This is a genomic window from Streptomyces sp. NRRL WC-3626, assembly GCF_000718785.1.
GTDB lineage: Bacteria > Actinomycetota > Actinomycetes > Streptomycetales > Streptomycetaceae > Streptomyces > Streptomyces edwardsiae.
In genome coordinates this window covers 38702-61309 of the sequence record NZ_JOCA01000028.1, presented here as the reverse complement: position 1 = coordinate 61309, position 22608 = coordinate 38702, and the positions used below count along the sequence as shown (strand labels likewise).

General features: G+C 71.6%; 19 protein-coding genes. 5 read left to right on the top strand and 14 right to left on the bottom strand.

Annotation, left to right across the window (positions count from 1 at the left end; genetic code table 11):
- Positions 1–179: 179 nt before the first annotated feature.
- Positions 180–851, bottom strand: coding sequence for a GNAT family N-acetyltransferase (locus IF28_RS0131885; RefSeq protein WP_037894455.1), 672 nt, complete (start codon positions 849–851; stop codon positions 180–182).
- Entirely contained in the window at positions 746–2713 is a 1968-nt protein-coding gene (locus IF28_RS0131880; protein ID WP_037894443.1) for an IucA/IucC family siderophore biosynthesis protein, read from the bottom strand. The genes IF28_RS0131885 and IF28_RS0131880 overlap by 106 nt, the downstream gene beginning before the upstream one ends.
- A 466-nt stretch (positions 2714–3179) precedes the next feature.
- On the opposite strand from IF28_RS0131880, the gene IF28_RS0131875 reads away from it, so the two are divergent.
- Both IF28_RS0131875 and IF28_RS0131870 read left to right on the top strand, forming a co-directional pair.
- A complete protein-coding gene (locus tag IF28_RS0131875) occupies positions 3180–4397 on the top strand; it encodes a trypsin-like serine peptidase (RefSeq protein ID WP_030227711.1) in 1218 nt (405 codons plus the stop codon).
- A gap of 115 nt (positions 4398–4512) precedes the next feature.
- A complete protein-coding gene (locus tag IF28_RS0131870; RefSeq protein WP_030227709.1) occupies positions 4513–5721 on the top strand; it encodes a trypsin-like serine peptidase in 1209 nt (402 codons plus the stop codon).
- Positions 5722–5790: 69 nt separating this feature from the next.
- Here IF28_RS0131870 and hflX read toward each other — a convergent pair whose 3' ends face one another.
- The 6 genes from hflX to miaA form a co-directional block, all read right to left on the bottom strand.
- Positions 5791–7284 carry a GTPase HflX gene (gene hflX / locus IF28_RS0131865; RefSeq protein ID WP_030227707.1) on the bottom strand — a complete coding sequence of 498 codons (1494 nt, stop codon included), beginning with the start codon at positions 7282–7284 and terminating at the stop codon, positions 5791–5793.
- Positions 7285–7439: 155 nt separating this feature from the next.
- Positions 7440–8951 carry a M1 family metallopeptidase gene (locus tag IF28_RS0131860; protein WP_037894441.1) on the bottom strand — a complete coding sequence of 504 codons (1512 nt, stop codon included), beginning with the start codon at positions 8949–8951 and terminating at the stop codon, positions 7440–7442.
- A gap of 502 nt (positions 8952–9453) precedes the next feature.
- Positions 9454–11601: a RelA/SpoT family protein gene (locus IF28_RS0131855; protein ID WP_030227701.1), complete on the bottom strand. Its 2148-nt coding sequence runs from the start codon at positions 11599–11601 to the stop codon at positions 9454–9456.
- 298 nt (positions 11602–11899) lie between these two features.
- Positions 11900–12760 carry a diaminopimelate epimerase gene (dapF, locus tag IF28_RS0131850; RefSeq protein ID WP_030227698.1) on the bottom strand — a complete coding sequence of 287 codons (861 nt, stop codon included), beginning with the start codon at positions 12758–12760 and terminating at the stop codon, positions 11900–11902.
- Positions 12761–12925: 165 nt separating this feature from the next.
- Entirely contained in the window at positions 12926–13432 is a 507-nt protein-coding gene (locus IF28_RS0131845; protein WP_030227696.1) for a hypothetical protein, read from the bottom strand.
- A gap of 108 nt (positions 13433–13540) precedes the next feature.
- Positions 13541–14479, bottom strand: coding sequence for a tRNA (adenosine(37)-N6)-dimethylallyltransferase MiaA (gene miaA, locus IF28_RS0131840; protein WP_030227695.1), 939 nt, complete (start codon positions 14477–14479; stop codon positions 13541–13543).
- Between the two features lie 183 nt (positions 14480–14662).
- On the opposite strand from miaA, the gene IF28_RS0131835 reads away from it, so the two are divergent.
- Together IF28_RS0131835 and IF28_RS0131830 are read left to right on the top strand one after the other, a co-directional pair.
- Positions 14663–14932, top strand: coding sequence for a hypothetical protein (locus IF28_RS0131835; RefSeq protein ID WP_030227694.1), 270 nt, complete (start codon positions 14663–14665; stop codon positions 14930–14932).
- 143 nt (positions 14933–15075) lie between these two features.
- Positions 15076–15336, top strand: coding sequence for an antitoxin (locus IF28_RS0131830; protein ID WP_030227692.1), 261 nt, complete (start codon positions 15076–15078; stop codon positions 15334–15336).
- Between the two features lie 76 nt (positions 15337–15412).
- Here IF28_RS0131830 and IF28_RS0131825 read toward each other — a convergent pair whose 3' ends face one another.
- The 4 genes from IF28_RS0131825 to IF28_RS0131810 form a co-directional block, all read right to left on the bottom strand.
- Positions 15413–16132 (bottom strand): class III extradiol dioxygenase subunit B-like domain-containing protein, encoded by a 720-nt coding sequence (locus IF28_RS0131825; RefSeq protein ID WP_030227689.1) that lies wholly within the window; start codon positions 16130–16132, stop codon positions 15413–15415.
- Between the two features lie 49 nt (positions 16133–16181).
- The gene (gene miaB / locus IF28_RS0131820; RefSeq protein ID WP_030227687.1) at positions 16182–17699 is read right to left on the bottom strand and encodes a tRNA (N6-isopentenyl adenosine(37)-C2)-methylthiotransferase MiaB; all 1518 of its coding nucleotides are present in this window, start codon (positions 17697–17699) and stop codon (positions 16182–16184) included.
- A 433-nt stretch (positions 17700–18132) separates the two neighbouring features.
- Positions 18133–18729 carry a hypothetical protein gene (locus IF28_RS0131815; RefSeq protein WP_030227684.1) on the bottom strand — a complete coding sequence of 199 codons (597 nt, stop codon included), beginning with the start codon at positions 18727–18729 and terminating at the stop codon, positions 18133–18135.
- 278 nt (positions 18730–19007) lie between these two features.
- Positions 19008–19409: a MazG nucleotide pyrophosphohydrolase domain-containing protein gene (locus IF28_RS0131810; protein WP_030227682.1), complete on the bottom strand. Its 402-nt coding sequence runs from the start codon at positions 19407–19409 to the stop codon at positions 19008–19010.
- Between the two features lie 54 nt (positions 19410–19463).
- Here IF28_RS0131810 and IF28_RS0131805 point away from each other — a divergent pair, with 54 nt between their 5' ends.
- Entirely contained in the window at positions 19464–20459 is a 996-nt protein-coding gene (locus IF28_RS0131805; RefSeq protein ID WP_030227679.1) for a TAXI family TRAP transporter solute-binding subunit, read from the top strand.
- Here IF28_RS0131805 and IF28_RS0131800 read toward each other — a convergent pair.
- Both IF28_RS0131800 and IF28_RS0131795 read right to left on the bottom strand, forming a co-directional pair.
- Entirely contained in the window at positions 20438–21865 is a 1428-nt protein-coding gene (locus tag IF28_RS0131800) for a sensor histidine kinase (RefSeq protein ID WP_030227677.1), read from the bottom strand. The genes IF28_RS0131805 and IF28_RS0131800 overlap by 22 nt on opposite strands.
- Positions 21866–21874: 9 nt before the next feature.
- Positions 21875–22561, bottom strand: a complete 687-nt coding sequence (locus IF28_RS0131795) for a response regulator transcription factor (RefSeq protein ID WP_030227674.1) — start codon at positions 22559–22561, stop codon at positions 21875–21877.
- Positions 22562–22608 lie beyond the last annotated feature (47 nt).

The window sequence follows — 22608 nt, the reverse complement described above, 5'->3', positions numbered from 1 at the left end:
CGCCGGAGGTGCGATCAAGACGGGGCTCCTCTGCGAGGCGGGGCGAGGGGTGACGGGTGGGTGCGGCCCCCCGGCCGTACCGCTGGTGCGGAGCCGCCGGCCGGGAAATTGCCGCGGCACGAGTGGGAACCGCGACGGCGCGGCCGGTGTACCACATGTGAAAGAGCAGTGACGGAGCGCTACATCAGATGACACAGGGACCGGTCGCGGACCATGAGGGCGGCTCGTTTGGTGGGCATGGTGGTCTCGGCCGAGAAGTAGAAGCCGGCGTTGAGGAAGGCGGTGACGGAGGGAATGTTGCGAAGGTCGGGCTCCGCGACGACACGTGGTGAGGCGGGCCTTCTGGCCAGGGCGAGGTCGGCGACCGCTCTGAGCAGAATGCTGCCCAGGCCTCGCCCGCGGTCGCCGACGGCACCGATGAGGACGTGCAGACCCGTGTCGTGCGGTCGGGCCGGATAGTGGTGGGCCAGGGGGTCGAGATCCGCGCGGTAGATCTCCCAGTAGCTCATCGGCATACCGTCCAGCACGCCTATGCACGGGACGCTGCGTCCCGCATCGGCGAGTTGGGACCGGATGTGGTCGGCCGTCACGGCCGGCGGTCCTGCGAGTTCCCAGAACCGGGCGACAGCGGGGTCGTTCATCCACCGTGCCAGGACGGGCAGATCGCGTTCGATACGGACAGGGGCGAGCCGGAAGCGGCCCGCGGGGGTGCAGACGGGGCCCCAGTCGCCGATGTGGGCGGAGATCACGAGTGGAGGGGGTTGGTGATGGTGACATAGACGGACTGGGTGTCGACCGGGCCGACGAGTTCGTCGAGGCCGTGCAGGCGGGTCAGCAGATTCGCCTTGCAGCGCAGGACGGGTGAGTCGAGCAGGCGGGCAGGCAGCGTGCTGCGCGTGCGGGCGGGCCCGGTGGAAACTCCGGCGAGGAATCTGCGGAGGGCGGCGAGCAGCAGCCGTTCGTCGGCCAGGCGCTGGGATCCCAGGGCTCCGACGAGACCGAAGACGTTGTTGATGCCGAGGTAGTAGGCGAAGCGTTCGTCGGTGACATCGTCGGAGACGAAGGTGTCGCTGTGCTTGCCGATGCCGGGGAGCCGGGCGTCGAGTTCCGCGCGTCGCGACTCGCGGAAGTAGTAGCCCTGGTTGTCCCGGTAGCGGCCGCCCGCAGGCCAACCGTCGCTGTCCAGCAGGAGCAGGGTGTTCTGCTGATGTGCCTCGAGGGCGATTCCGGCCTCTCCGTCCAGCCACAGCACGGGCCGCATCACGTGCTCGAGGTACCGCAGGAACCACTCGGCGGCAACGGCTCCGGACGGTCGTCCCGTTCGGGCGGCGAGGCGGGCGACGATCTCGGCCAGCCGGGACACCGTACGGCCGTCGGGTCGGGGGCGCGGCGAGACGAGACCGGCGACGCAGGTGACGTCGTCGAGCGGCTGGAAGGGGTTGTGCCGGATCACGGCGTCGAGTCCCGGCACGGGGTCACCGTCCGGTGTGTTGACGGCGATCCAAGCCGGGTCGCGGACGATGTCGAAGCCCGGGTGTGCGGCCCGCCACTGCTGGGACAGTCCGGTGCGCAGGAGTCGGTGGACCTCGACACCTCGGTGGAGTTCCTTGCGGAGGTTCTCGCGGCGGGAGTTGGTGATGCGCAGGCCCAGTGACAGTTTCAGCATCGCGGGAGCGCCGGTGCGGTGGACGGTGCGTACGGAGGAGGTGGGAAACCAGGGAGCGCCGTGAGCACCGAGGTCGCGGAGCAGTCCGGCGCCCAGCAGGGCGTGGGGTTCGGGGCGGAGGTGGAGTTGGCGCCATTGCCAGGGGTGCAGGGGCAGCACGGCATAGCCGTCGGGCAGCGGCAGTCCGGTGCCGGCGAGACGTGCGGTGAGGTGGGTCGCGGTGACGGGGCGTCCGCGTTCGGTCCAGGCGGAGCCGGTGGCGAGCAGAGAGGGGGCGATGGCGATCCAGTGCAGGGGAAAGGAGCCGCGCGACTCGGGCGAGTACCGCTGTGCTTCGGCGTCGGAGAGGCCGTCACGGCTCTTCGGGTCCGGGTGCAGCGGATGCCCGAGGACGAGTGCCTGTTCCGCGGCGAGGAAGAGATCGGGGTGGTCGGCGGTGTTCTCACGGCGGTCGCTGAGGAAGGCGGCGACTCGCCGAACGGAGTCGGCGACGCGCGCGACGAGGGCGGTGCCGTCGTCGGCCGACGGACCTACCGGTTGGTGGCTGCTGACGTACTCCCGGCTGTGGCCGCCGGTGTTGCTCCGGCCGAGGAGAGCGGCGTTCCCTCGGCTGTGGCTGCCGGTGTTCTCCCGGCCGAGAAGGGCGGCGTTCGCCCGGCTGTGGGCTCCGGCGTTCTCCCGGCCGAGGAGGGCGGCGAGCAGGACCGCGTCGACCGGTGGCGCGGAAGCCGGGGCGTCGGCCAGACGGGGGAGGCCGAAGCGGTGCAGGCCGGTCGGGGACCAGTACAGGACGGGGACGAGCAGGGCCATGCCGTCGGCCGGGAGGGAGAGACGCAGCACGTCACCGTCCGGGGCGGGAACGCCGGTCTCGCGCACCCAGCAGCGCAGGAGGTTCTCCACGCCCGCCGCCTGCGCCGCCGTGTCGGGGTCGGGGTGGTCCAGAGGGCTGGTGCCGGTACTCGTGAGCCACTCGGTGAGGGGCGGCTTCCCGTCCTGGTGGGGAACCAGGGAGTTGGTGCGGTCGGCCGGTGTGGGGGTGGTGTGCAAGGGCAGGTCCTCGGGGAGCGGTCCGGGTGGTGCGGTGAGGGTCCGGGGACACGGTGTCCGGCCGCCGGCCCGGCCGGGCTCGACGGCGATCGGAGAGACGGGGCGTCCGGTGCGGCTGGTGACGGTAGGTGAAGTGGTGACAAGGGGGAATCCGCGCGCGGGCGGCGGCCCCTCACAGCTACCAACCCCGGACCGCCCGCCGGGTTACGGGATGCCCCCGGGATCCCTGGCCGGGTGGGCCGGCAACTCGGGGGCACCGGCCTCAAATCGGCCGATCTCCGGACGATCGGCCAGGTCAGACGGCTTGTAGCCGAACCGTTGCCGTTCCGTCGGACGTCCCCCACGGCGAGCGCATAGTGTGTGATGCCGTTCCCGAAGGCCGTGGGAGCGCCTCTCGGATCCGGTGCGGATCGGGCGGGAACACGGCCGAAGCGCCAAGTTCGTTCATTCCAGGGGGAGTCAGATCATGCGATCCATACGTCCGTCGTTCACCGCTCGGCGAGGGGGGAGGGCTCGCCGGACCTCCCCCGTTCTGGCCGCTGTCGCGCTCGCCTCTGCGCTCGCCCTCACCGCCACCGCCTGCGATTCGGGCGACGCCGACGCGGGGGGCGAGGGGTCGGCGACCGCCGCGGCCGACGACGGCAAGCTCAAGATCCCGGACGACATCAAGGACCAGCTCAAGGAACACGGGATCGACATCGACAAGTGGAAGGACGGCGCCTGGAAGGACTGGAGCAAGGACGACTGGCTGCGCGAGGCCCAGGACTACGTCAACCCGATCATCGAGGGCCTGTGGGACCCGGACCGCATGCGGGACGCCGAGGAGCCCGACCAGGGGGTCGACGAGAGCGACATCTCCGGTGACCAGGGCGTGACGGACCCGACCCCGGAGCCGGTGCAGGCCGAGGCGATTCCGGCCTCGTACCACGCCAACGCGCCCACGGCGGGCAAGGTGTTCTTCGACTCCCCCGAGGGCACGATGGTGTGCTCGGCGACGGTCGTGCAGGACCCGGCCAACCCGGGCAAGTCCAACATGGTGTGGACGGCGGGGCACTGCGTGCACGCGGGCAAGAAGGGCGGCTGGTACCGCAACATCGCGTTCGTGCCGTCGTACAACGACGGCGGCAAGTCGGCGAAGGAGCTGGAGACTGCCACCAAGGAGGAGGTCGCTCCCTACGGTGTCTGGTGGGGCGACTGGGCGCAGACCTCGGACCAGTGGATCGAGCAGGGCGGCTCGACGGGCGGTGACGGAGCCTCGTACGACTTCGCGGTCATCCATGTGACGCCGGAGAAGGGCGGCGACGGCAAGTCGCTGGAGGAGACCGTCGGTTCGGCGCTTCCGGTGGACTTCAACGCTCCCGCTGTGCCGAAGGTGAAGGACTTGACGGCGATCGGCTACCCGGCCGCCCCGCCGTACGAGGGACAGACGCTCTACCGCTGCCAGGACAAGCCGGGACGGCTGTCGCTCAACCAGTCGGACCCGACGATGTACCGCATCGGGTGCAGCATGACCGCCGGTTCGTCCGGTGGCGGCTGGGTCACGACGTCCTCGGACGGAAAGCCGGCGCTGGTGTCCAACACCTCCATCGGCCCGGTCACGTCGGGCTGGCTGGCCGGTCCGCGACTGGGCGACGAGGCCAAGGGCGTGTACGACGCGGTCAGCGGGAAGTTCGCCGGTCAGTGACCGGTGTGCCCGGTCCCGTGCCGTCAGGCGCACGGGACCGGGCGGGGTCCCGGCAGCGGTGCCGGGCGTCCGCGCGGCAGGGCAGTCATTCGCTTAAACGGGGGGTCATCGCACCATGCGTTCCATACGTACGTCCGCGCCGGTCGGGCGTGGCCGTCGCACCGTCCTCGGCGCAGTGGGGCTCGTCGCCTCGCTGGCGCTCACGGCGACCGCGTGCGGCGGTTCGGAGGAGAACAAGGCCGACGACAAGCCCGACGCCACCGCGTCCCAGGCAGCCGACGGCGACGGCGGCAAGGTGACGATCCCGTCCGACATCGCGGACAAGCTCAAGGAGCACGGGATCGACGTCGACAAGTGGAAGGACGGCGGCTGGGAGGACTGGGACAAGGACAAGTGGCTCAGAGAGGCCGAGGACTTCGTCAACCCGGTGATCGAGGGCCTGTGGAAGCCGGAGCGGATGCGCTCCGCCGAGGAGGCCGACAAGACCGTCACGGTCAAGGACGCCCAGGCGGCCCAGGGGGTCAGTGACCCGGAGCCCGCTCCCGTCCGGGCGGCGGCCGAGAAGACGCCGTACCACGACAACGCGGCACCGGTCGGCAAGGTGTTCTTCGACTCCCCGGACGGCCCGGCCGTGTGTTCCGGCACGGTCATCAAGGACGTCAACCATCCGGGCAGGTCCAACCTCGTCTGGACGGCCGGCCACTGTGTGCACGCGGGTGGCAACGGCGGCTGGTACCGCAACCTCGCCTTCGTCCCGGCCTACAACGACCTCGGCAAGTCCGAGGCGGAGCTGAGCAACGCGAGCCCGGCCGAGATGGCCCCCTACGGCAACTGGTGGGCGGACTGGGCCTCGACGTCCAACGGTTGGATCCAGGGCGGTTCGTCGTCCGGCGGCGACGGGGCGGCGTACGACTACGCCGTGTTGCATGTGAAGCCGGAGCAGGGCTCGAAGTCGCTGGAGGAGACGGTCGGCGCCGCGCTGGACGTGGACTTCTCCGCGCCGTCCGCGGCGCAGGCGGGCCGGATGGGTGCCTGGGGCTACCCGGCGGCGCCTCCCTACAACGGCCTGCAGATGTTCAAGTGCCTCGACGCCCCGGGCCGGTTCTCGCTCGGTTCGGGCCTGCCGACGATGTACCGGATCGGCTGCTCCATGACCGGCGGTTCGTCCGGCGGCGGCTGGTTCCGGGTGCTGAACGGTGAGACGGTGCTGGTCTCCAACACCTCCATCGGCCCGACGGACAACACCTGGCTGGCGGGCCCGCAGCTCGGTGAGGACGCCGAAGCGCTGTACCAGAACATGAGCAAGACGTACGGCGGTCAGTGATCCGCGCATGAGGAAGGCCCGCCTCCCTGTGTTGAGCAGGGGGCGGGCCTTCGCTCTGCCGTGCGTGGTTCAGCCGGCCGGGGTCGGGACGTACGGCGTGAGTTCCGCCGCCAGTTCCTCGTGCACCCGCACCTTGAGCAGGGTGCCCTCCGTGGTGTGCTCCTCGGAGATCACCTCGCCCTCGTCGTGGGCGCGGGCGACCAGCTTGCCGTGGGTGTAGGGCACGAGTGCCTCGATCTCCACGGACGGGCGGGGCAGTTCGTCGTCGATCAGTGCCAGCAGTTCCGTGATGCCCCGGCCGGTGCGGGCCGAGACCGCGATGGAGCGCTTCTCCACCCGCAGCAGCCGCTGCAGGGTCAGCGGGTCGGCCGCGTCGGCCTTGTTGATCACGACGATCTCGGGTACGCCGGTGGCGCCGACGTCCCTGATCACCTCGCGCACGGCGGCCAGCTGCTCCTCCGGGACCGGGTGTGAACCGTCCACCACGTGCAGGATCAGGTCGGCGTCGCCGACCTCCTCCATGGTGGAGCGGAACGCCTCGACCAGGTGGTGCGGCAGGTGCCGGACGAAGCCGACCGTGTCGGCCAGCGTGTACAGCCGTCCGCTCGGGGTCTCGGCCCGGCGCACGGTCGGGTCGAGGGTCGCGAACAGGGCGTTCTCGACCAGCACGCCCGCGCCCGTGAGGCGGTTGAGCAGCGAGGACTTGCCGGCGTTGGTGTAGCCCGCGATGGCGACGGACGGCACCTTGTGGCGCTTGCGCTCCTGGCGCTTGATCTCGCGGCCGGTCTTCATCTCCGCGATCTCCCGGCGCATCTTCGCCATCTTCTCGCGGATCCGCCGCCGGTCCGTCTCGATCTTGGTCTCACCGGGACCACGGGTGGCGAGGCCGCCGCCCTTGCCGCCGCCCATCTGCCGGGACAGCGACTGACCCCAGCCGCGCAGTCGCGGCAGCATGTACTGCATCTGCGCGAGCGCCACCTGCGCCTTGCCCTCTCGGGACTTGGCGTGCTGGGCGAAGATGTCGAGGATCAGGGCCGTACGGTCGATGACCTTGACCTTGACGACGTCCTCGAGGTGGATCAGCTGGCCGGGGCTGAGCTCACCGTCACAGATGACGGTGTCCGCGCCCGTATCCAGCACGACGTCGCGCAGTTCCTGCGCCTTGCCGGAGCCGATGTAGGTGGCGGCGTCGGGCTTGTCGCGGCGCTGGATCACACCGTCGAGGACGAGGGCGCCGGCCGTCTCCGCGAGGGCGGCGAGCTCTGCCAGGGAGTTCTCCGCGTCCTGCACGGTTCCCGAGGTCCACACTCCGACGAGTACGACGCGCTCCAGGCGGAGCTGCCGGTACTCGACCTCGGTGACGTCCTCGAGCTCGGTGGAGAGGCCCGCGACACGGCGCAGGGCCGCGCGCTCGGAGCGGTCGAACTGGTCGCCGTCCCGCTCTCCGTCGACATCGAGGCTCCAGGCGACGTCCTCTTCCATCAGGGCATCGGCCCGAAGACCCTCGGGGTGGGTGTGCGCGAGGCGCTTGGTGTCCTGGGAAGGGGAAGAAGAGGAGGTCATTGGGTCCTTACGTCGTCGGTGGTCCGTCGGCGACGGAGCCGGTCCGGGGGACACTCCGTCACTGTCCTCAACGTCCGGGGCGCCCGGGAGATTCCCGGTCCCGTGCCGTGCGGACCTGACGATGGTCGCACGGTACGGCCCGTCTCGTCATCGTGTTATTCCCCGCTCCCGTCCGGTCGATGCCCGGGGGTGACCGGCCGCAGGGCGGGTGTCGTGGAACGGGCGTCCGACGTCCATTCGGGGTGGCCGGGCATCGGCGGGGTCGTGGTGCCGTACAGCCACGGGTGCAGGAAGCCGGTCAGGTCGCGTCCGGCGACGCGGGAGGCCAGGCGGACGAAGTCGGAGGTGCCGGCCGTGCCGTTCCGGTGGCGGGTGGTCCAGTCGCGCTCCAGGCGTTCGAAGGCCCGGCGGCCGATCGTCTCGCGCAGGGCGTACAGCACGAGGGCGGCGCCGTCGTAGACGTTCGGCCGGAAGATGCCGATCTTCCGGCCGGGTTCCGGGGGACGGGGCGCGGCCGGAGGTCCGCCGTCCGCGCGCCAGCCGTCGGACGCCTCGTAGGCGGCCTTCATGCGGTCGTCCAGGGTTCTGCCGCCCCGTTCCTCGGCGTACAGCGCCTCGTACCAGGTGGCGTGGCCCTCGCCTAGCCACAGGTCGGACCAGGTGCGGGGACTGACGCTGTTGCCGAACCACTGGTGGGCCAGTTCATGCACCATGATCGATTCGACGTACCAGGCGGGGAGGGCGGGGTCGGTGAACAGCTCCCGTTCGAAGAGGGAGAGGGTCTGGGTCTCCAGGGCGAAACCGGTGGAGGCGTCTGCGAGGAGCAGACCGTAGGTCTCGAACGGGTAGCGGCCGACTCTCTCCTCCATCCAGGAGATCTGGGCGGGGGTCTTCGCCGGCCACTGTTCGAGGTCGGCACGGTGGGCGGTGGGGACGACGTCCCGCAGGGGCAGCCCGTGCGGGCCGGTGCGGCGCAGGACCGTGGAGCGGCCGATGGAGACCTGGGCGAGTTCGGTGGCCATGGGGTGGCCGGTCCGGTACGTCCATGTGGCGGTCCCGCGCGTGCGGTCGACCCCGGCCGGCATGCCGCCCGCGACGACTGTCCGGCTGTCGGGGGCGGTGATCCGGAAGGTGAACATCGCCTTGTCGGAGGGATGGTCGTTGCACGGGAAGACCAGGTGGGCGGCGTCGGCCTGGTTGGCCATGGCGAGCCCGTCCGCGGTGCGCACCCAGCCGCCCTCGCGGTCCTCGGCGGCGACGGGGTCGCTGGTGTGCCGGACGGTGATCCTGGTCCGTTCGCCCTCGTCCGGAACGTCCTCCGGCGTGATCACCAGATCCTCTCCGGCACGGGCGAAGCCGGCCGGGTCGCCGTCGGCCTCGACCGAGCGGACCGTGCCGTGAGCGAAGTCGAGGTTAATCCGGTCCAGGTCGGCGGTGATCCGGGCGTCGATCGTGGTGACGGCTTCGAGCGGCCGGTCGTTGCGCCCGGAGTAGGTGAGGGCGATGTCGTACGACAGGACGTCGTAGCCGGGGTTGCCCAGGTACGGGAAGAGCCGGTCGCCGATGCCGAGCGGAACGGCCGGAGCGCTCGCGGCGACGAGGCAGACGGAGACGGCGGAGGCGGTCAGCGCCGCGGCCGCCCGTCGCCGCCGCGCCTGACCGCCCACGGCACGAACACCCCGGCCCCGGGCCGCCCGACTGCGGCGTGCCCGGGACTCGGCGGCCGGGTGATCCGGTGAGGGGACGTGGGCGGGGTGGCCGGCGCGCGTCCGGTCGTGGGGTGCGCGGACGTCGGGCACCAGGGCTCGAAGAGCGTGGCTGACCGGTGGCCGGCCGTCAGGGGCGTCCGCCCGGTCCCGGGGGTCGTGGTCGAAGGGCTCGTCCGGCCGGTCCTGGGTTGCTGAAAACCGGCCGGCGGAGAGAGGGCCGTCGAAGGAGCCGGTGCTGCCCGGTGGCGGCTGGCTGGGCGGGACACGGCCGGGTGCCGGACGGGCCTGTGACGCGTCGCTTCCGGGGACCGGGGGCGGGACGGCGCGGTCGTGCGGGTCAGGAGTGTGGGGGGTGGGCATCCACCACGGCTATCAGCGCGCGGAAGCACCATAAAAACGGCGCGCTCCCGGAACACTCGATCGGGTAATCACACCGCCGCTTGGAGGCTCCGCCCCACCGTCACGCGCCCGAGGCCTGTCGCTGGGCCCGGCTCACGTCGTAGACGCCCGCCACATCACGCATCGCGCGCATGAGGGCGGGCAGCCGGGCGGCGTCCGGGAGCTGCACGGTGTAGGTGTGGCGTACCTGCTGCCGGTCCGGGGGTTCGACGGTCGCGGAGACGATCTCGGCGCCTTCGAGGGCCATGGCCTCGGTGAGGTCCGCGAGCAGATGCGGGCGGACGAACGACTCCGCGACCAGCGTGACCCGGCACTCGGCGCCCTCTCCCCAGCGCACGCCGACCTCGGCGCGCCCCGCGCTCCTCATACGCGCCACCGCAGGGCACCCGGCCCGGTGCACGGTGACCGCTCCCCCGCGCACGGCGAAGCCGGTCACCTCGTCGGGCGGTACGGGCGTACAGCAGCCGGCGAGACGTACGGTCGCGCCTGCCCGGTCGGACAGAACCTGCGCGGCCGGGGGCCGGCCGGGGGCCGGTGCCGGGGCGGGGTCGCCGGCGAGCGGCCGGGCGAGTTCCTCCGGTTCGGTCTCGGGAGCCTCGTCCGGTGCGGGGTGGGCGGACAGCCACCGCTGGATGGCGATCCGCGCGGCGGGGGTGTGGGCGTGCTCCAGCCACTCCCTGGAGGGCTCGGAGGCCGCGTCCTGGCCCATGAGCAACTGGACGGTGTCACCGTCCTTGAGGACGGTGCTCAGTGTCGCCAGCCGGCCGTTGACCCTGGCGCCGATGCACGCGTGGGCGTCCTCGCCGTACTGCGCGTAGGCGGCGTCCACGCAGGTCGCCCCCTCGGGCAGGCCCAGCGTGCCCCCGTCGGGCCGGAAGACGGTGATCTCGCGGTCCTGGGCGAGGTCCTCGCGCAGGGTCGACCAGAAGGTGTCGGGGTCGGGCGCGGCCCGCTGCCAGTCCAGGAGCCGGGAGAGCCAGCCGGGCCGGGTGGGATCGACACGTTCGCCGTCGCCGGCGGACTGCTCCTCGGGGGACCCTGCGTAGGGGTTGCCGAGGGCGACGACTCCGGCCTCGGCGACCTTGTGCATCTGGTGGGTGCGGATCAGGACCTCGACGACCTGGCCGTCCTCGCCGGCCACCGCGGTGTGCAGCGACTGGTACAGGTTGAACTTCGGTACGGCGATGAAGTCCTTGAACTCCGAGACCACCGGCGTCAGACAGGTGTGCAGCTCGCCCAGGACGCCGTAGCAGTCGGCGTCCTCGTTGACCAGAACGAGGAGGCGGCCGAAGTCGGCGCCGCTCAGCGGGCCGCGTTTGCGGGACACACGGTGCACGGAGACGAAGTGACGCGGCCGGATGAGGACTTCGGCGGTGATGTCGGACTCGCGGAGCACCTTGCGCACGTCGTCCGCGACCTCGGCGAGCGGGTCGTCCGCACGGGCGGCGTTGCGGACGATCAACTCCCGTGTGTGCGCGTACTCGTCGGGGTGCAGGATGGCGAAGACCAGGTCTTCCAGTTCCGTCTTGAGCGCCTGGACGCCGAGCCGTTCGGCGAGCGGGATGAGTACGTCACGTGTCACCTTGGCGATGCGTTCCTGCTTCTCGGGGCGCATCACCCCGAGGGTGCGCATGTTGTGCAGCCGGTCGGCGAGTTTGATCGACATCACGCGTACGTCGTTGCCGGTGGCGACGAGCATCTTGCGGAAGGTCTCCGGCTCGGCGGCGGCGCCGTAGTCGACCTTCTCCAGCTTGGTGACGCCGTCGACGAGGTAGCGGACCTCCTCGCCGAACTGCTCTCTCACCTGATTGAGCGTCACATCCGTGTCCTCGACGGTGTCGTGGAGCAGGGAGGCGGTCAACGTGGTCGTCTCGGCGCCGAGTTCGGCGAGGATCAGGGTCACGGCGAGGGGGTGCGTGATGTACGGCTCGCCGCTCTTGCGCATCTGGCCGCGGTGGGACGACTCGGCCAACACATAGGCCCGGCGCAGGGGTTCGAGGTCGGCGTCGGGGTAGTGGGCGCGATGGGCGTCGGCCACGTGCCCGATGGCGTCGGGTAGCCGGTCGCGGCCGGTGGAGCCGAGCAGCGCGGCACGGCCCAGCCGGCGCAGGTCGAGCCGGGGGCGGGACTTCCTGCGCGATCCGCTCGGTGTGACGTGACCAGCTGTCACAGAGCCTGGGGTCGCAGGATTCGCGGCCTCCGCGTTCATGGGCACCTCCGGCTGCGTGGACCGGCGGACGGCGTGCCCCAGGGCGGACTCGGGCTCAGGGGACGGCGTTCGTCCCCCGTCCGGGCCGGTGCTTGATGCTACCGACCCGGACCCCCTCGGACCGACCGCCTCCGGCCGAGCGTGAAACGGATCACCCCTTCGAGCGATGGCCTTCGCGGGCCCCTTTCACGCCACCGGACGGCGGTCACGCCATGATCTTGAAGGCGGAATCCTTCCCGACCCTGCGGATGCGACCACTGGCCGGTTGGGAGGCTGCGATACCGAGTCTGCGCTCCGGTCAGCGCAGGGCGTTCTCCAGCCACTCGGATTCGATGACGCCCTCGGCGACGATCACCGCCGGGCCGGTCATCTCGATCTCGCCGTCGGGCCGTTCGGTGATCACGAGGGTGCCGCCGGGCACATCCACGGTGTACGTCGCCGGGGTGCCGGTGACGGCCGGGTCGGCGCCGTCGCGGCGGGCGGTGGCCACGGCGACCGCGCACGCGCCCGTGCCGCAGGAGCGGGTCTCGCCGGATCCGCGCTCGTGCACCCGCAGTGCCACGTGCCGGGGGCCGCGGTCGACGACGAACTCCACGTTCACCCCGTCCGGGTAGGCGGCGGCCGGGGTGAACGGCGGCGGGGTGAAGAGGTCGCCCGCGTGGGCGAGGTCGTCCACGAAGGCCACGGCGTGCGGGTTGCCCATGTTCACGTTCCGCGCGGGCCAGCTGCGCTCGCCGACGCGCACGGTGACGTCGCCGTCGGGGAGCAGTGCGCGGCCCATGCCGACGGTGATGTCACCGTCCTTGGCGATGTGCACGGTCTTCACTCCCCCGCGCGTGGCGACGGCGATGTCTCCTTCACCGACGTGTCCGGCGCGCTGGAGGTAGCGCGCGAACACGCGCACTCCGTTGCCGCACATCTCCGCGACGGAGCCGTCGCCGTTGCGGTAGTCCATGAACCACTCGGCCTCGGCCGCCATCGACCGTGCCTCGGGGTGGGCCTCGGAGCGCACCACGTGCAGCAGTCCGTCGCCGCCGATGCCGGCGCGGCGGTCGCACAGTGCGGCGACGGCGGCCGGGGGCAGGTCGAGGGCGTTCTCGGGGTCCGGGACGATCACGAAGTCGTTCTCCGTGCCGTGGCCCTTGAGGAAGGGGAGCATCTTCCGATCCTACGAGAACGCGGGAATGGCGGCGCCGCGAGGCTGTGGCTCCGTGCGGGCCGGTGGGGGCTTGTCGCGCACACGCATCGACACGGCCACGTGCTGATCAGTGGCTCCGCGCCGGTCGGGTGTCGCGTCGTAGTCCCGCGCCCCCAGAAGCGTTGCTCAGCGGAGGCGGGCCACCCGCCATACCGCCAGGGCCACCGCCGCCGCGACCATCACCGCGTACGCGGCCACTACGCGCCAGTCGGGTCTGCGGCCCGCGCCGCGGGGCGGGAGGCCCGGCCAGGTGGAGCCGACCCTGCGGGCGGCCATCATGCCCCAGCCGGCCGCGCAGGAGCAGATCAGCAGGCCCAGCATGGCGATCACGGCGCCGCTGTCGCCGAAGTCGAAGGCGAGCGGGAAGGCGAACATCAGAGAGCCGAGCGCGGCCAGTCCGACGATGGGCGCGAGCTGCCAGATGCGGAGTCTGCGCTGCGGGCGCAGCTCGACCTCGACCTCGTCCCCGCCCGCGAACATCTCGTCCGGCTCGGGGCCGTCGTCGGTCACACCGCCCTGCGTCTCGTCCGGTCCGTCCGGACTGAGACGGTCGGTCGTCTCCTGCTCCGCCGCACCCCGCTCGGTGGTGAGGTGTTCGGTGCCGTGTGCGGTGTCGCGAGGGCCGGCCTCCATCGCCACGCGCCCTCCCAACTAGGACTCCACTTGGTCGATCGAAGCTCGATGATGGCACGGCGTCACAGGCCCCGATGACGGCCTGGGCGTCCCGATGCCAGGACGTGATCAGGCTGTAACCGGTCGTTCGACCAACGACGACGCGAGCTGCGGAAGTTCCGTCAGGTCCGCCGCGGCCCCACTCAACCAGTGCACCCGGGGATCGCGCCTGAACCATGAATCCTGACGGCGCGCGAAGCGCTTGGTGGCACGGACGGTCTCGTTCCGGGCCTCCTCGAGGGTGCATTCCCCGGCGAGCGCGGCGAGCACCTGCTGGTAGCCGAGTGCGCGCGACGCCGTACGCCCCTCGCGCAACCCCCGCGCCTCCAGTGCGCGCACTTCCTCCACGAGACCGGCCTCCCACATCCGGTCGACCCGGCGGGCGATGCGCTCGTCCAGCTCGGGGCGGGGCACGTCGACGCCGATCTGGACGGTGTCGTAGACCGAGTCGTGGCCGGGGAGGTTCGCCGTGAAGGGTCGTCCGGTGATCTCGATGACCTCGAGCGCGCGGACGATACGGCGGCCGTTGCCCGGCAGGATCACCCTCGCGGCCTCGGGGTCCGCCACGGCGAGGCGGGCGTGCAGCGCTCCCGGACCGCGCAGGGTGAGCTCCTCCTCCAGCCGGGCCCTGACCTCGGGGTCGGTGCCGGGGAACTCCAGGTTGTCGACGGCGCCGCGGACGTAGAGGCCGGAGCCGCCGACGAGGACGGGCCAGCGTCCCTCGGCGAGCAGCGCGTCGATCCGCTCCCGGGCCAGCCGCTGGTACTCGGCGACGGACGCGGCGACGGTGACGTCCCAGATGTCGAGCAGGTGGTGCGGGACGCCACCGCGCTCCTCGGGCGTCAGTTTGGCGGTGCCGATGTCCATCCCCCGGTAGAGCTGCATGGAGTCGGCGTTGACGACTTCACCGCCGAGCCGCCGGGCCAGGAAAACGCCCAGATCGGACTTTCCGGCCGCGGTGGGGCCGACGACGGCGATGACGCGGGGGGCATGGGGTGCGCTGCTCACTGATCCAGTCTCGCAAACCTCGCACCCCATCCTCGATCGGGTTACGTGACACGGCCGCCGCCCGGTCGTTGCCCGTGGCGGGATCCCTGCCGCCCCGATCGCGGTCGCGGCGGCCCGGGTCACACGAACGGACACACCGGGCTACGCGGGATGCCACCCGCACGAGTAACGTATGGAGTGGATATGGGAGTTTTCGCACGGATTTTCCGTAGGTCGAAGGCCACGGAGGAGACGCGGGCCGCGGAGGCCCGGGCCGACGAAGCGGCGGCCGGCACCGGTACGGAGGACTCGACCGGGGCCGCGGAGCCGAAGGAGTCGGCCGGGGCGCCGGAGTCCACCGGGCCGGCGGAGCACAGGGCCAAGGAGGTCCCCGGTACCGACACCGTCGAGATCCCGAAGCAGCAGTCCGCCGAGGCCGCCGACAGCGAGGCCGGTGAGGGCGCCCGTACATAGCCCGCACATGGTCCGGGCACCGGCCGGGCACCAGCCGCACACCGGTCGGCATCAGCCGGGCGAACCCGGGCACACGCCCGGACACAGCCGTTCGGAACCGGTCGCACAGCCCGCACACAGATCGCCGCGAGGGAAGGTAGAACATGGGTCTCCTGGACAACCTGAAGGCCAGACTCGGCCCCGCCAAGGACAAGGTCTCCGGCCTCGCGCAGCAGCACGAGGGCAAGATCCAGCAGGGCCTGGACAAGGCCGCCCGGACCGTCGACGAGCGGACCAAGGGCAAGTACAGCGACAAGATCCAGTCGGGCACGGGCAAGGCCAAGGGCGCCGTGGACCGGCTCGCGCACAAGAACGATCCCGGCGCGGAGGGGGGCGGCACGAGCACTCCGCCGCCCACGCCCTGAGCGGCTCACCGTCGGACGGCCGCGGAGCACGTCGAGCGCTTCCGGCCGTCCGCCGCGCCCGGCCCACGGCGGGCGGCTACGACCAGGTGGCCACGAGGTAGCCGACCCCGTAGGGGGCGTCGTCGTAGAGCAGTGTGCCGGACAGCCGGGGATTGCCGGCCGCCGCGCCGGCGAGCACCTGCCAGGGTGCCCGGCCGGACACCTTCAGCTCGCGGGCCGGTCCGGCGTCCAGTGCCCGCAGGGCCCCGGTGTCGGCCGCGCCCAGGGCGCGCGCGAGTTCCGCGTCGTAGGGGGCCGCGCGCTCGTCGAGATAGCCGGGCGCCTTGAGCGTGCGGCACGCACTGGCATCACCCATCACCAGCAGCGCCACCCGCTCCGCCCGTCGGGCCAGGGCCTCGCCCGCCTCGGTGCACCGCTCGGGCGTGAGGTCCTCTCCCACGGCCAGTGCCTCGACGGGGGCGTCCGCCCATCCGGTGCGGCTCAGCAGCCAGGCGCCGATGGCCGGCCCGTACGGGAGTTCCCGCCCGGCCGGCCCGTCGTCCCGGGCCCGTCCCAGCCGTACGTCCATGTCGACGCCGAAGCCCTTGAAGGTCCCCGGGGTGCCTTCCGGGTAGCTCTCGGGGCCCGCGCCGTCGCCCGGTCCGACCACCACGAGCAGATCGGGCCGGGAGGCGGCGAGCACGCCCAGGGCGTCCGTGCAGGCGGCCCGCGCGGTGTCCAGCTCGGGGGCGGCGCCTGCGGCGACCTCGGGCACGAGCAACGGCGGGCACGGGCAGACTGCGGCGGCGACAAGCATGATCAGCAGCCTACTGCGGCGGCCCCCGGCGGCACTCCCGCCACCTGGGTCAGTCGACGGCGCAGCCGCCGGCGACCGCGGGCAGCGGCTCGGGCACGCCCACCTTGGGCAGACCGAGCAGCACACCGGCGGGCCGGGCGGCCTTCTCGGTGTTCCGCTTCTCCCAGGCGTCGCCCGCGCGGGTGCGGCGCACATCGAGCACCGCGCCCTCGGCGAGGAGGTGGTGCGGGGCGGCGTACGTGATCTCGACGGTGACGACGTCGCCGGGGCGCACCTCCTGCTCCGGCTTGGTGAAGTGCACCAGGCGGCTGTCGGGGGCGCGGCCCGAGAGGCGGTGGGTGGCGCCGTCCTTGCGGCCCTCGCCCTCGGCGACCATCAGTTCCACGGTGCGGCCGACCTGCTTCTTGTTCTCCTCCCAGGAGATCTCCTCCTGGAGGGCGACGAGGCGCTCGTAGCGCTCCTGGACGACCTTCTTGGGGATCTGGCCGTCCATCTCGGCGGCCGGGGTGCCGGGACGCTTGGAGTACTGGAAGGTGAACGCCTGCGCGAAGCGGGCCTCGCGCACCACGTGCAGGGTCTGCTGGAAGTCCTCCTCGGTCTCGCCGGGGAAGCCCACGATGATGTCGGTGCTGATCGCCGCGTGCGGGATGGCGGCGCGGACCTTCTCGATGATGCCGAGGTAGCGCTCCTGCCGGTAGGAGCGGCGCATCGCCTTCAGCACCGGGTCGGAGCCGGACTGCAGGGGCATGTGGAGCTGCGGCATGACGTTGGGCGTCTCGGCCATGGCGGCGATGACGTCGTCGGTGAAGTCGCGCGGGTGCGGCGAGGTGAAGCGGACGCGCTCCAGGCCGTCGATCGTGCCGCAGGCCCGCAGCAGCTTGCTGAACGCCTCGCGGTCGCCGATGTCGGAGCCGTACGCGTTGACGTTCTGACCGAGCAGGGTGATCTCGGATACGCCCTCGCCGACCAGGGCCTCGATCTCGGCGAGGATGTCGCCCGGGCGGCGGTCCTTCTCCTTGCCGCGCAGCGCCGGAACGATGCAGAAGGTGCAGGTGTTGTTGCAGCCGACGGAGATCGACACCCAGGCCGCGTAGGCGCTCTCGCGCCGGGTCGGCAGCGTGGAGGGGAACGCCTCGAGGGATTCGGCGATCTCGACCTGCGCCTCCTCCTGCACGCGGGCGCGCTCCAGCAGGACAGGCAGCTTGCCGATGTTGTGCGTGCCGAAGACGACGTCGACCCAGGGCGCCCGCTTGACGATGGTGTCGCGGTCCTTCTGCGCGAGGCAGCCGCCGACCGCGATCTGCATGCCGGGGCGGCTCGCCTTCTTCGGAGCGAGGTGGCCGAGATTGCCGTAGAGCTTGTTGTCGGCGTTCTCCCGGACGGCGCAGGTGTTGAAGACGACGACGTCGGCGTCGCCGTCGGAGCCCTCGGGGGCGCGGACGTAGCCCGCGTCCTCGAGCAGTCCGGACAATCGCTCGGAGTCGTGGACGTTCATCTGGCACCCGTAGGTGCGTACTTCGTAGGTGCGTGTGCCGCCCACTGACTGGCTCCGGTCGATGCTGCTCATGCCCACAAGGGTAGGCGCTGCCGCGGACCGCCCCGGTCGGGTGGCCAACTCCCCGCCGGGCAGGTTCCTGGCCTGGCCGGATGCGGCTAGCCGGCCAGGGGGAGCTGAGGGCACCGCCGGCTCCATGCGCGGTTCACGACGCACTGACGTACGCACGGGATGGAGACCAGCATGATCCGGCGCGGAATGACATGGTGAACAGCCCTGAATGGGCGATCCCTGTGGACGACAAGGAAAGGCCGGGCGCCGGAAAAACATCATCCGGGCGGCGATAAATGCCAGTCGGCGTCCGCACGGTCTGACGCCCGAGGGGAATCCCGGGCAATATGGACCTCACAGCTCGGCGGAAAAGGAAAACATTCCGGCAAGCCGTCGGAAGAATTCCGCGTTCGCTCACGGGGCGACGCGCCCGCCCCCACGGCCCGGCGGTCCGTCAGCCCCGTACGGCCACGTGGTACGCGGAGCCCCAGAGCACCGCGGCGCAGGCCAGGCCCACCACGAGCCGTACGTTCTCGTCCGACAGGCCTGCCACGACGAGGACGACACCGGCGACCGCGACGGCGGTCAGCAGCGCGGCCGTCCACCGGTACTGCCACTGGTCGTACAGGCGGGCGAGCGGGAAGAAGTGGAGCCCCACGACGAGGGCGATGCCGACCGGGATGAGTTCGGGCCGGCCGGCGGCGTTGGACGCCGCGACGACCGCGAAGACGGCCACCAGTTCGACGGTGTTGACGACACCCACGCCGCGCGCCCAGTTGGCCGGGAGGCTCACCATCCGGGGCGAGGGGGCGGCCTCCTTGCGGTGGCCCAGATAGATCGCCGCCGCGGTGACCGCGAGGGCCGCGGCTTCTATGGACGCCGGCACGACGTCCGTGGCCGAACCCGTCCCGGAAGCGGCGGCGAAGGCCCACACCAGGGCGAAGAAGGAGAGCACGAGGGTGCCCCTGCGCCGCAGTTTCCGGGTGAGTTCCAGGCACTCGGCGTCCGTCGGGGACGGGGTGGGCGGAGTGGTGGGGGGAGTAGGCGTCATTGGCGGAGAGTACAACGATCATGGCGACTGCCAGATGTTTTTCGGCCGTTCCGCCCCTTCTGCTCAAACGGAATTGACCATTCCGACATCTCGCCACTGGGAATCCCGTGGAAAAGCGGCGCACAGATGCCACGAGATGCGTGACACATATAAGCCGCCATTCCCCTTCACCCTTCGGCTCCGCTTTCCGGCCGCCATTATTGTGGAGCACATTCCCGAATTCAATTCCCGTACGTCCCCGCAAGCGCCGGCAAGCGAATCACAGCCCCGTCCAGCCGTCACGCGTCCGGCGTCCACCCCTGCCCCCGCAGTACCCCCGCCACATCCGGCGCCGCGTAGTGCTCGCCCTTGAGCACCTTGCCGTCGGCCCGCCGGCTGACCGACCCGTCGGGCCCCAGCTTGCTCATGTTGGACCGATGGATCTCGGCGATCACCGCGTCGAGATCGATCCCGTGCACCAGCGCTGTCCCGTAAGCGACATACACCACATCGGCCAACTCGTGCGCCAGCCGGTCGAGCGGCCCCGCCACGGACACCTCGGCGACCTCCTCCGCCTCCTCGGCGAGCAGCTCGCCCCTGTGCGCCGCGAGCTCCGGGGCGACCTCGGACGGCACATCCCGGACATCCAGCCCGAACGCACGATGAAACTCACGGACCAGTTCGGCAGGCGAAGAACTCATCCCGCGACTGTACCGACCTGGTCAGCACCCACCTCACCTGGCAGGATCGCGCACATGCCCCACTCGCTGTCCCGCATCGGCAGGCGCCGGGCCCTGCGGGCCACGACCGCCGGCCTCGTGCTGCTCGGAATCCTCGTGTGGTGGCTGGCCCCCTGGGACGAGGAACCCCCGGGCGGCACGATCACCGTCAGCACGGGCACCCGCGCGGGCGTCTACCAGAAGTACGGCGAACTCCTGCGCAGCTCACTGGGCAAGCACATGCCCGACCTCGACGTACGCCTGGAGACGAGCGACGGCTCGCAGGAGAACGTACGGCGCGTGGCGACCGGCGAGGCCGACTTCGCGATCGCCGCGGCCGACGCGGTGGAGACGTACCGGCTCGAGGACCGTCCCGGCGCCGACGGCCTGCGCGGCGTGGCACGCCTGTACGACGACTACGTACAGCTCGCGGTCGCCCGCGACTCCGGTATCCACACCGTCGACGACCTGCGCGGCAAGCACGTCGCCATAGGGCCGCCCAAGTCGGGCGTACGGCTCATCGCCAACCGGGTGCTCCGCGCGGCCGGCATCGACCCGGAGACGGACATCAGGCCGTCCTCCGACGGCATCGACAAGGGCCCGGAGCGGCTCGGCCACGGTCTGGACGCCTTCTTCTGGTCGGGCGGCCTGCCCACGGACGGCCTGAAGACGCTCGCCGAGCGGAACGCGCTGCGGTTCGTGCCGATCCGCGCCGACCTGGTCGCCGAGCTGCACAAGCAGGGCGGCGCCACCCGCTACTACCGCGCCACCAACATGCCGGCGTCGGCCTACCCCGGCAGCCAGCTCGGCGCGCCCGTGCCCACGATGGCGGTGTCCAACCTCCTGATCACCCGCACGGACGCCGACCCCCGCCTCACCGAGTGGCTCACCCGCATCGTGCTCAAGAGCAGGGACGGCATCGGCGCCCACGTCCACTCCGCGCAGCTCGTCGACGTACGCACGGCGATCTACACCGATCCGCTCCTGCTGCACGAGGGCGCCCGCCGGTACTACCGGTCCGTCAAGCCCTGAGCGGCGCCCGCGGGGGCGTTCCTCGGCACGGTCACGGTCACCCGTAGCCCGTGCGGCTCATGACGCTCGTACGCGATCGAGCCGCCGCCCGCGGCGAGCAGCGCCCGTGTGATGGACAGGCCCAGTCCGGAGCCCTTGATGTTCTGGTGCCGGCCGCTGCGCCAGAAGCGGTCGCCGACGCGGGCCAGCTCCTCCTCGGTCAGTCCGGGGCCGTTGTCGGTGACGACGACGGTGCACGTGCCTCCGTTGGACGCCACGGCGACCTCGACGGTCTCGCCCTCCGGCGTGAACTTCACCGCGTTGTCGATGACCGCGTCCAGCGCGCTGGACAGCGCCACGGGATCGGCCCACGCGGTGGTCGCGGGGCAGGTCCCGGTGAGGCTGACGCCCTTGGCGTCGGCGGTGGGAGCCCAGGCCGCGACGCGCTCGGCGGCCAGCGCACCGATGTCGGTGACCTGGAGGCTGGCCTCGCTGTGCTCGGCGAGCGCCAGGTCGAGCAGGTCGTCCAGGACCTGCGCCAGTCGCTTGCCCTCGGCCTGCACGGAGGCGATCTCCTCGTTGCCCTCGGGCAGCTCCAGGGCGAGCAGCTCGATGCGCAGCAGCAGCGCCGACAGCGGGTTGCGCAGCTGGTGCGAGGCGTCGGCGACGAAGGCGCGCTGCTGCTCCAGCACGCTCTCCACGTTGTCGGCCATCTCGTTGAACGACCGGGCGAGCCGTCTCAGTTCCGGCGGCCCGCCGGCCGCCGCCACCCGTGACTTCAGCCGTCCGGTGGCGATGTCGTGGGTGGTGGCGTCCAGGACCCGTACGGGCTTGAGCACCCAGCCGGTCAGCCGCAGCGCGGCGCCGACGGCCAGCAGCATCGCCGCCGCCTCCCCGGCCGCGATGACCAGCCAGCCCCGCAGGATGCGGGAGCGCATCTGCCCGGTCGGTGAGTCGGTGACCACGACGGCGACGACATCGCCGTCCCGGATGACCGGCGAGGCCACGACCAGACTGCGCCGCTGCCAGGGCCACACCTGCTCGGGGTCATGGCTGCGGCGGCTGAGCAGCGCCTCCTCGAAGGCGTCGCGCACCTCACCCGTGCGGGGCAGGTACCAGTCGTCCGGGGCGTGCGCCATGGGTGAGTCGTTGCGGTAGAAGACGCCCGCGCGGATGCCGTACACCGTGTAATAGCTGCGCAGCTCGCTGCTGAGCGTCTCGCGGCGCTCGTTGATGTCCGCGCCGGACGGGCTGGTCGGCTCGGTGACGAACTGGGCGAGGGCGGCGAAGCGCGCGGTGTCGTCGATCCGGTCGACGACCACCCGCTGCTGCTCCGCGCCGGCCAGGCTGACGGCCAGCGGAACGCCGAGGGCCAGCAGGACGGCCGCCATCAGGACGATGAGCAGCGGAAGCAGCCGCGTGTGCACCCGGGCCCGCTACGCCGTGGGCGCGACGAGCCGGTAGCCGACTCCGCGTACGGTCTCGATGAGGGCGGGCATGCGGAGCTTGGCGCGCAGGGAGGCGACGTGCACCTCCAGGGTCCGTCCGGTGCCCTCCCAGCTGGTGCGCCACACCTCGCTGATGATCTGTTCCCGGCGGAAGACGACCCCCGGCCGCTGGGCGAGCAGGGCGAGCAGATCGAACTCCTTTCGGGTGAGCTGGACGACCGTGCCGTTGACGCTGACCTGTCGGGTCGGCAGCTCGATACGGACCGGGCCGAGCCGCAGCTCGGTCTCCGTACCGCCCGTGGCCTCCTCGTGGACGCTGCGCCGGCTGACGGCGTGGATCCGCGCGAGCAGCTCTCCCGTGTCGTACGGCTTGACCACGTAGTCGTCGGCGCCGAGGTTGAGGCCGTGGATGCGGGAGCGCACGTCGGACCGCGCGGTGACCATGATCACCGGCGTGCCGGTGCGCTTGCGGATCTTGCCGCAGACCTCGTAGCCGTCCTGGTCGGGCAGCCCCAGGTCCAGCAGGACCACGCCGAAGCCCTCCGGCTCGGGGACGAGCGCCTGGAGCGCCTCCTCGCCGCTGCGCGCGTGGGTGACGTCGAATCCGTGCCGCGCCAGCACCGCCGACAGGGCTGCGGCGACGTGGTTGTCGTCCTCGACGAGCAGCAGTCTCACCAGGGCCCCCTTCGGTTCATCGGCCGTACGCTCTCCTTGTGTACAAA

Excerpts from the sequence above, each read along its gene's own strand:
- IF28_RS0131845 (WP_030227696.1), bottom strand. The coding sequence starts at position 13,432 with ATGGAGGCCGGCCCTCGCGACACCGCACACGGCACCGAACACCTCACC.
- IF28_RS0131875 (WP_030227711.1), top strand. The coding sequence starts at position 3,180 with ATGCGATCCATACGTCCGTCGTTCACCGCTCGGCGAGGGGGGAGGGCT.
- dapF (WP_030227698.1), bottom strand. The coding sequence starts at position 12,760 with ATGCTCCCCTTCCTCAAGGGCCACGGCACGGAGAACGACTTCGTGATC.
- hflX (WP_030227707.1), bottom strand. The coding sequence starts at position 7,284 with ATGACCTCCTCTTCTTCCCCTTCCCAGGACACCAAGCGCCTCGCGCAC.
- IF28_RS0131815 (WP_030227684.1), bottom strand. The coding sequence starts at position 18,729 with ATGACGCCTACTCCCCCCACCACTCCGCCCACCCCGTCCCCGACGGAC.
- miaB (WP_030227687.1), bottom strand. The coding sequence starts at position 17,699 with ATGAGCAGCATCGACCGGAGCCAGTCAGTGGGCGGCACACGCACCTAC.
- IF28_RS0131810 (WP_030227682.1), bottom strand. The coding sequence starts at position 19,409 with ATGAGTTCTTCGCCTGCCGAACTGGTCCGTGAGTTTCATCGTGCGTTC.
- IF28_RS0131825 (WP_030227689.1), bottom strand. The coding sequence starts at position 16,132 with ATGCTTGTCGCCGCCGCAGTCTGCCCGTGCCCGCCGTTGCTCGTGCCC.
- IF28_RS0131835 (WP_030227694.1), top strand. The coding sequence starts at position 14,663 with ATGGGAGTTTTCGCACGGATTTTCCGTAGGTCGAAGGCCACGGAGGAG.
- IF28_RS0131830 (WP_030227692.1), top strand. The coding sequence starts at position 15,076 with ATGGGTCTCCTGGACAACCTGAAGGCCAGACTCGGCCCCGCCAAGGAC.
- IF28_RS0131855 (WP_030227701.1), bottom strand. The coding sequence starts at position 11,601 with ATGAACGCGGAGGCCGCGAATCCTGCGACCCCAGGCTCTGTGACAGCT.
- IF28_RS0131805 (WP_030227679.1), top strand. The coding sequence starts at position 19,464 with ATGCCCCACTCGCTGTCCCGCATCGGCAGGCGCCGGGCCCTGCGGGCC.
- IF28_RS0131870 (WP_030227709.1), top strand. The coding sequence starts at position 4,513 with ATGCGTTCCATACGTACGTCCGCGCCGGTCGGGCGTGGCCGTCGCACC.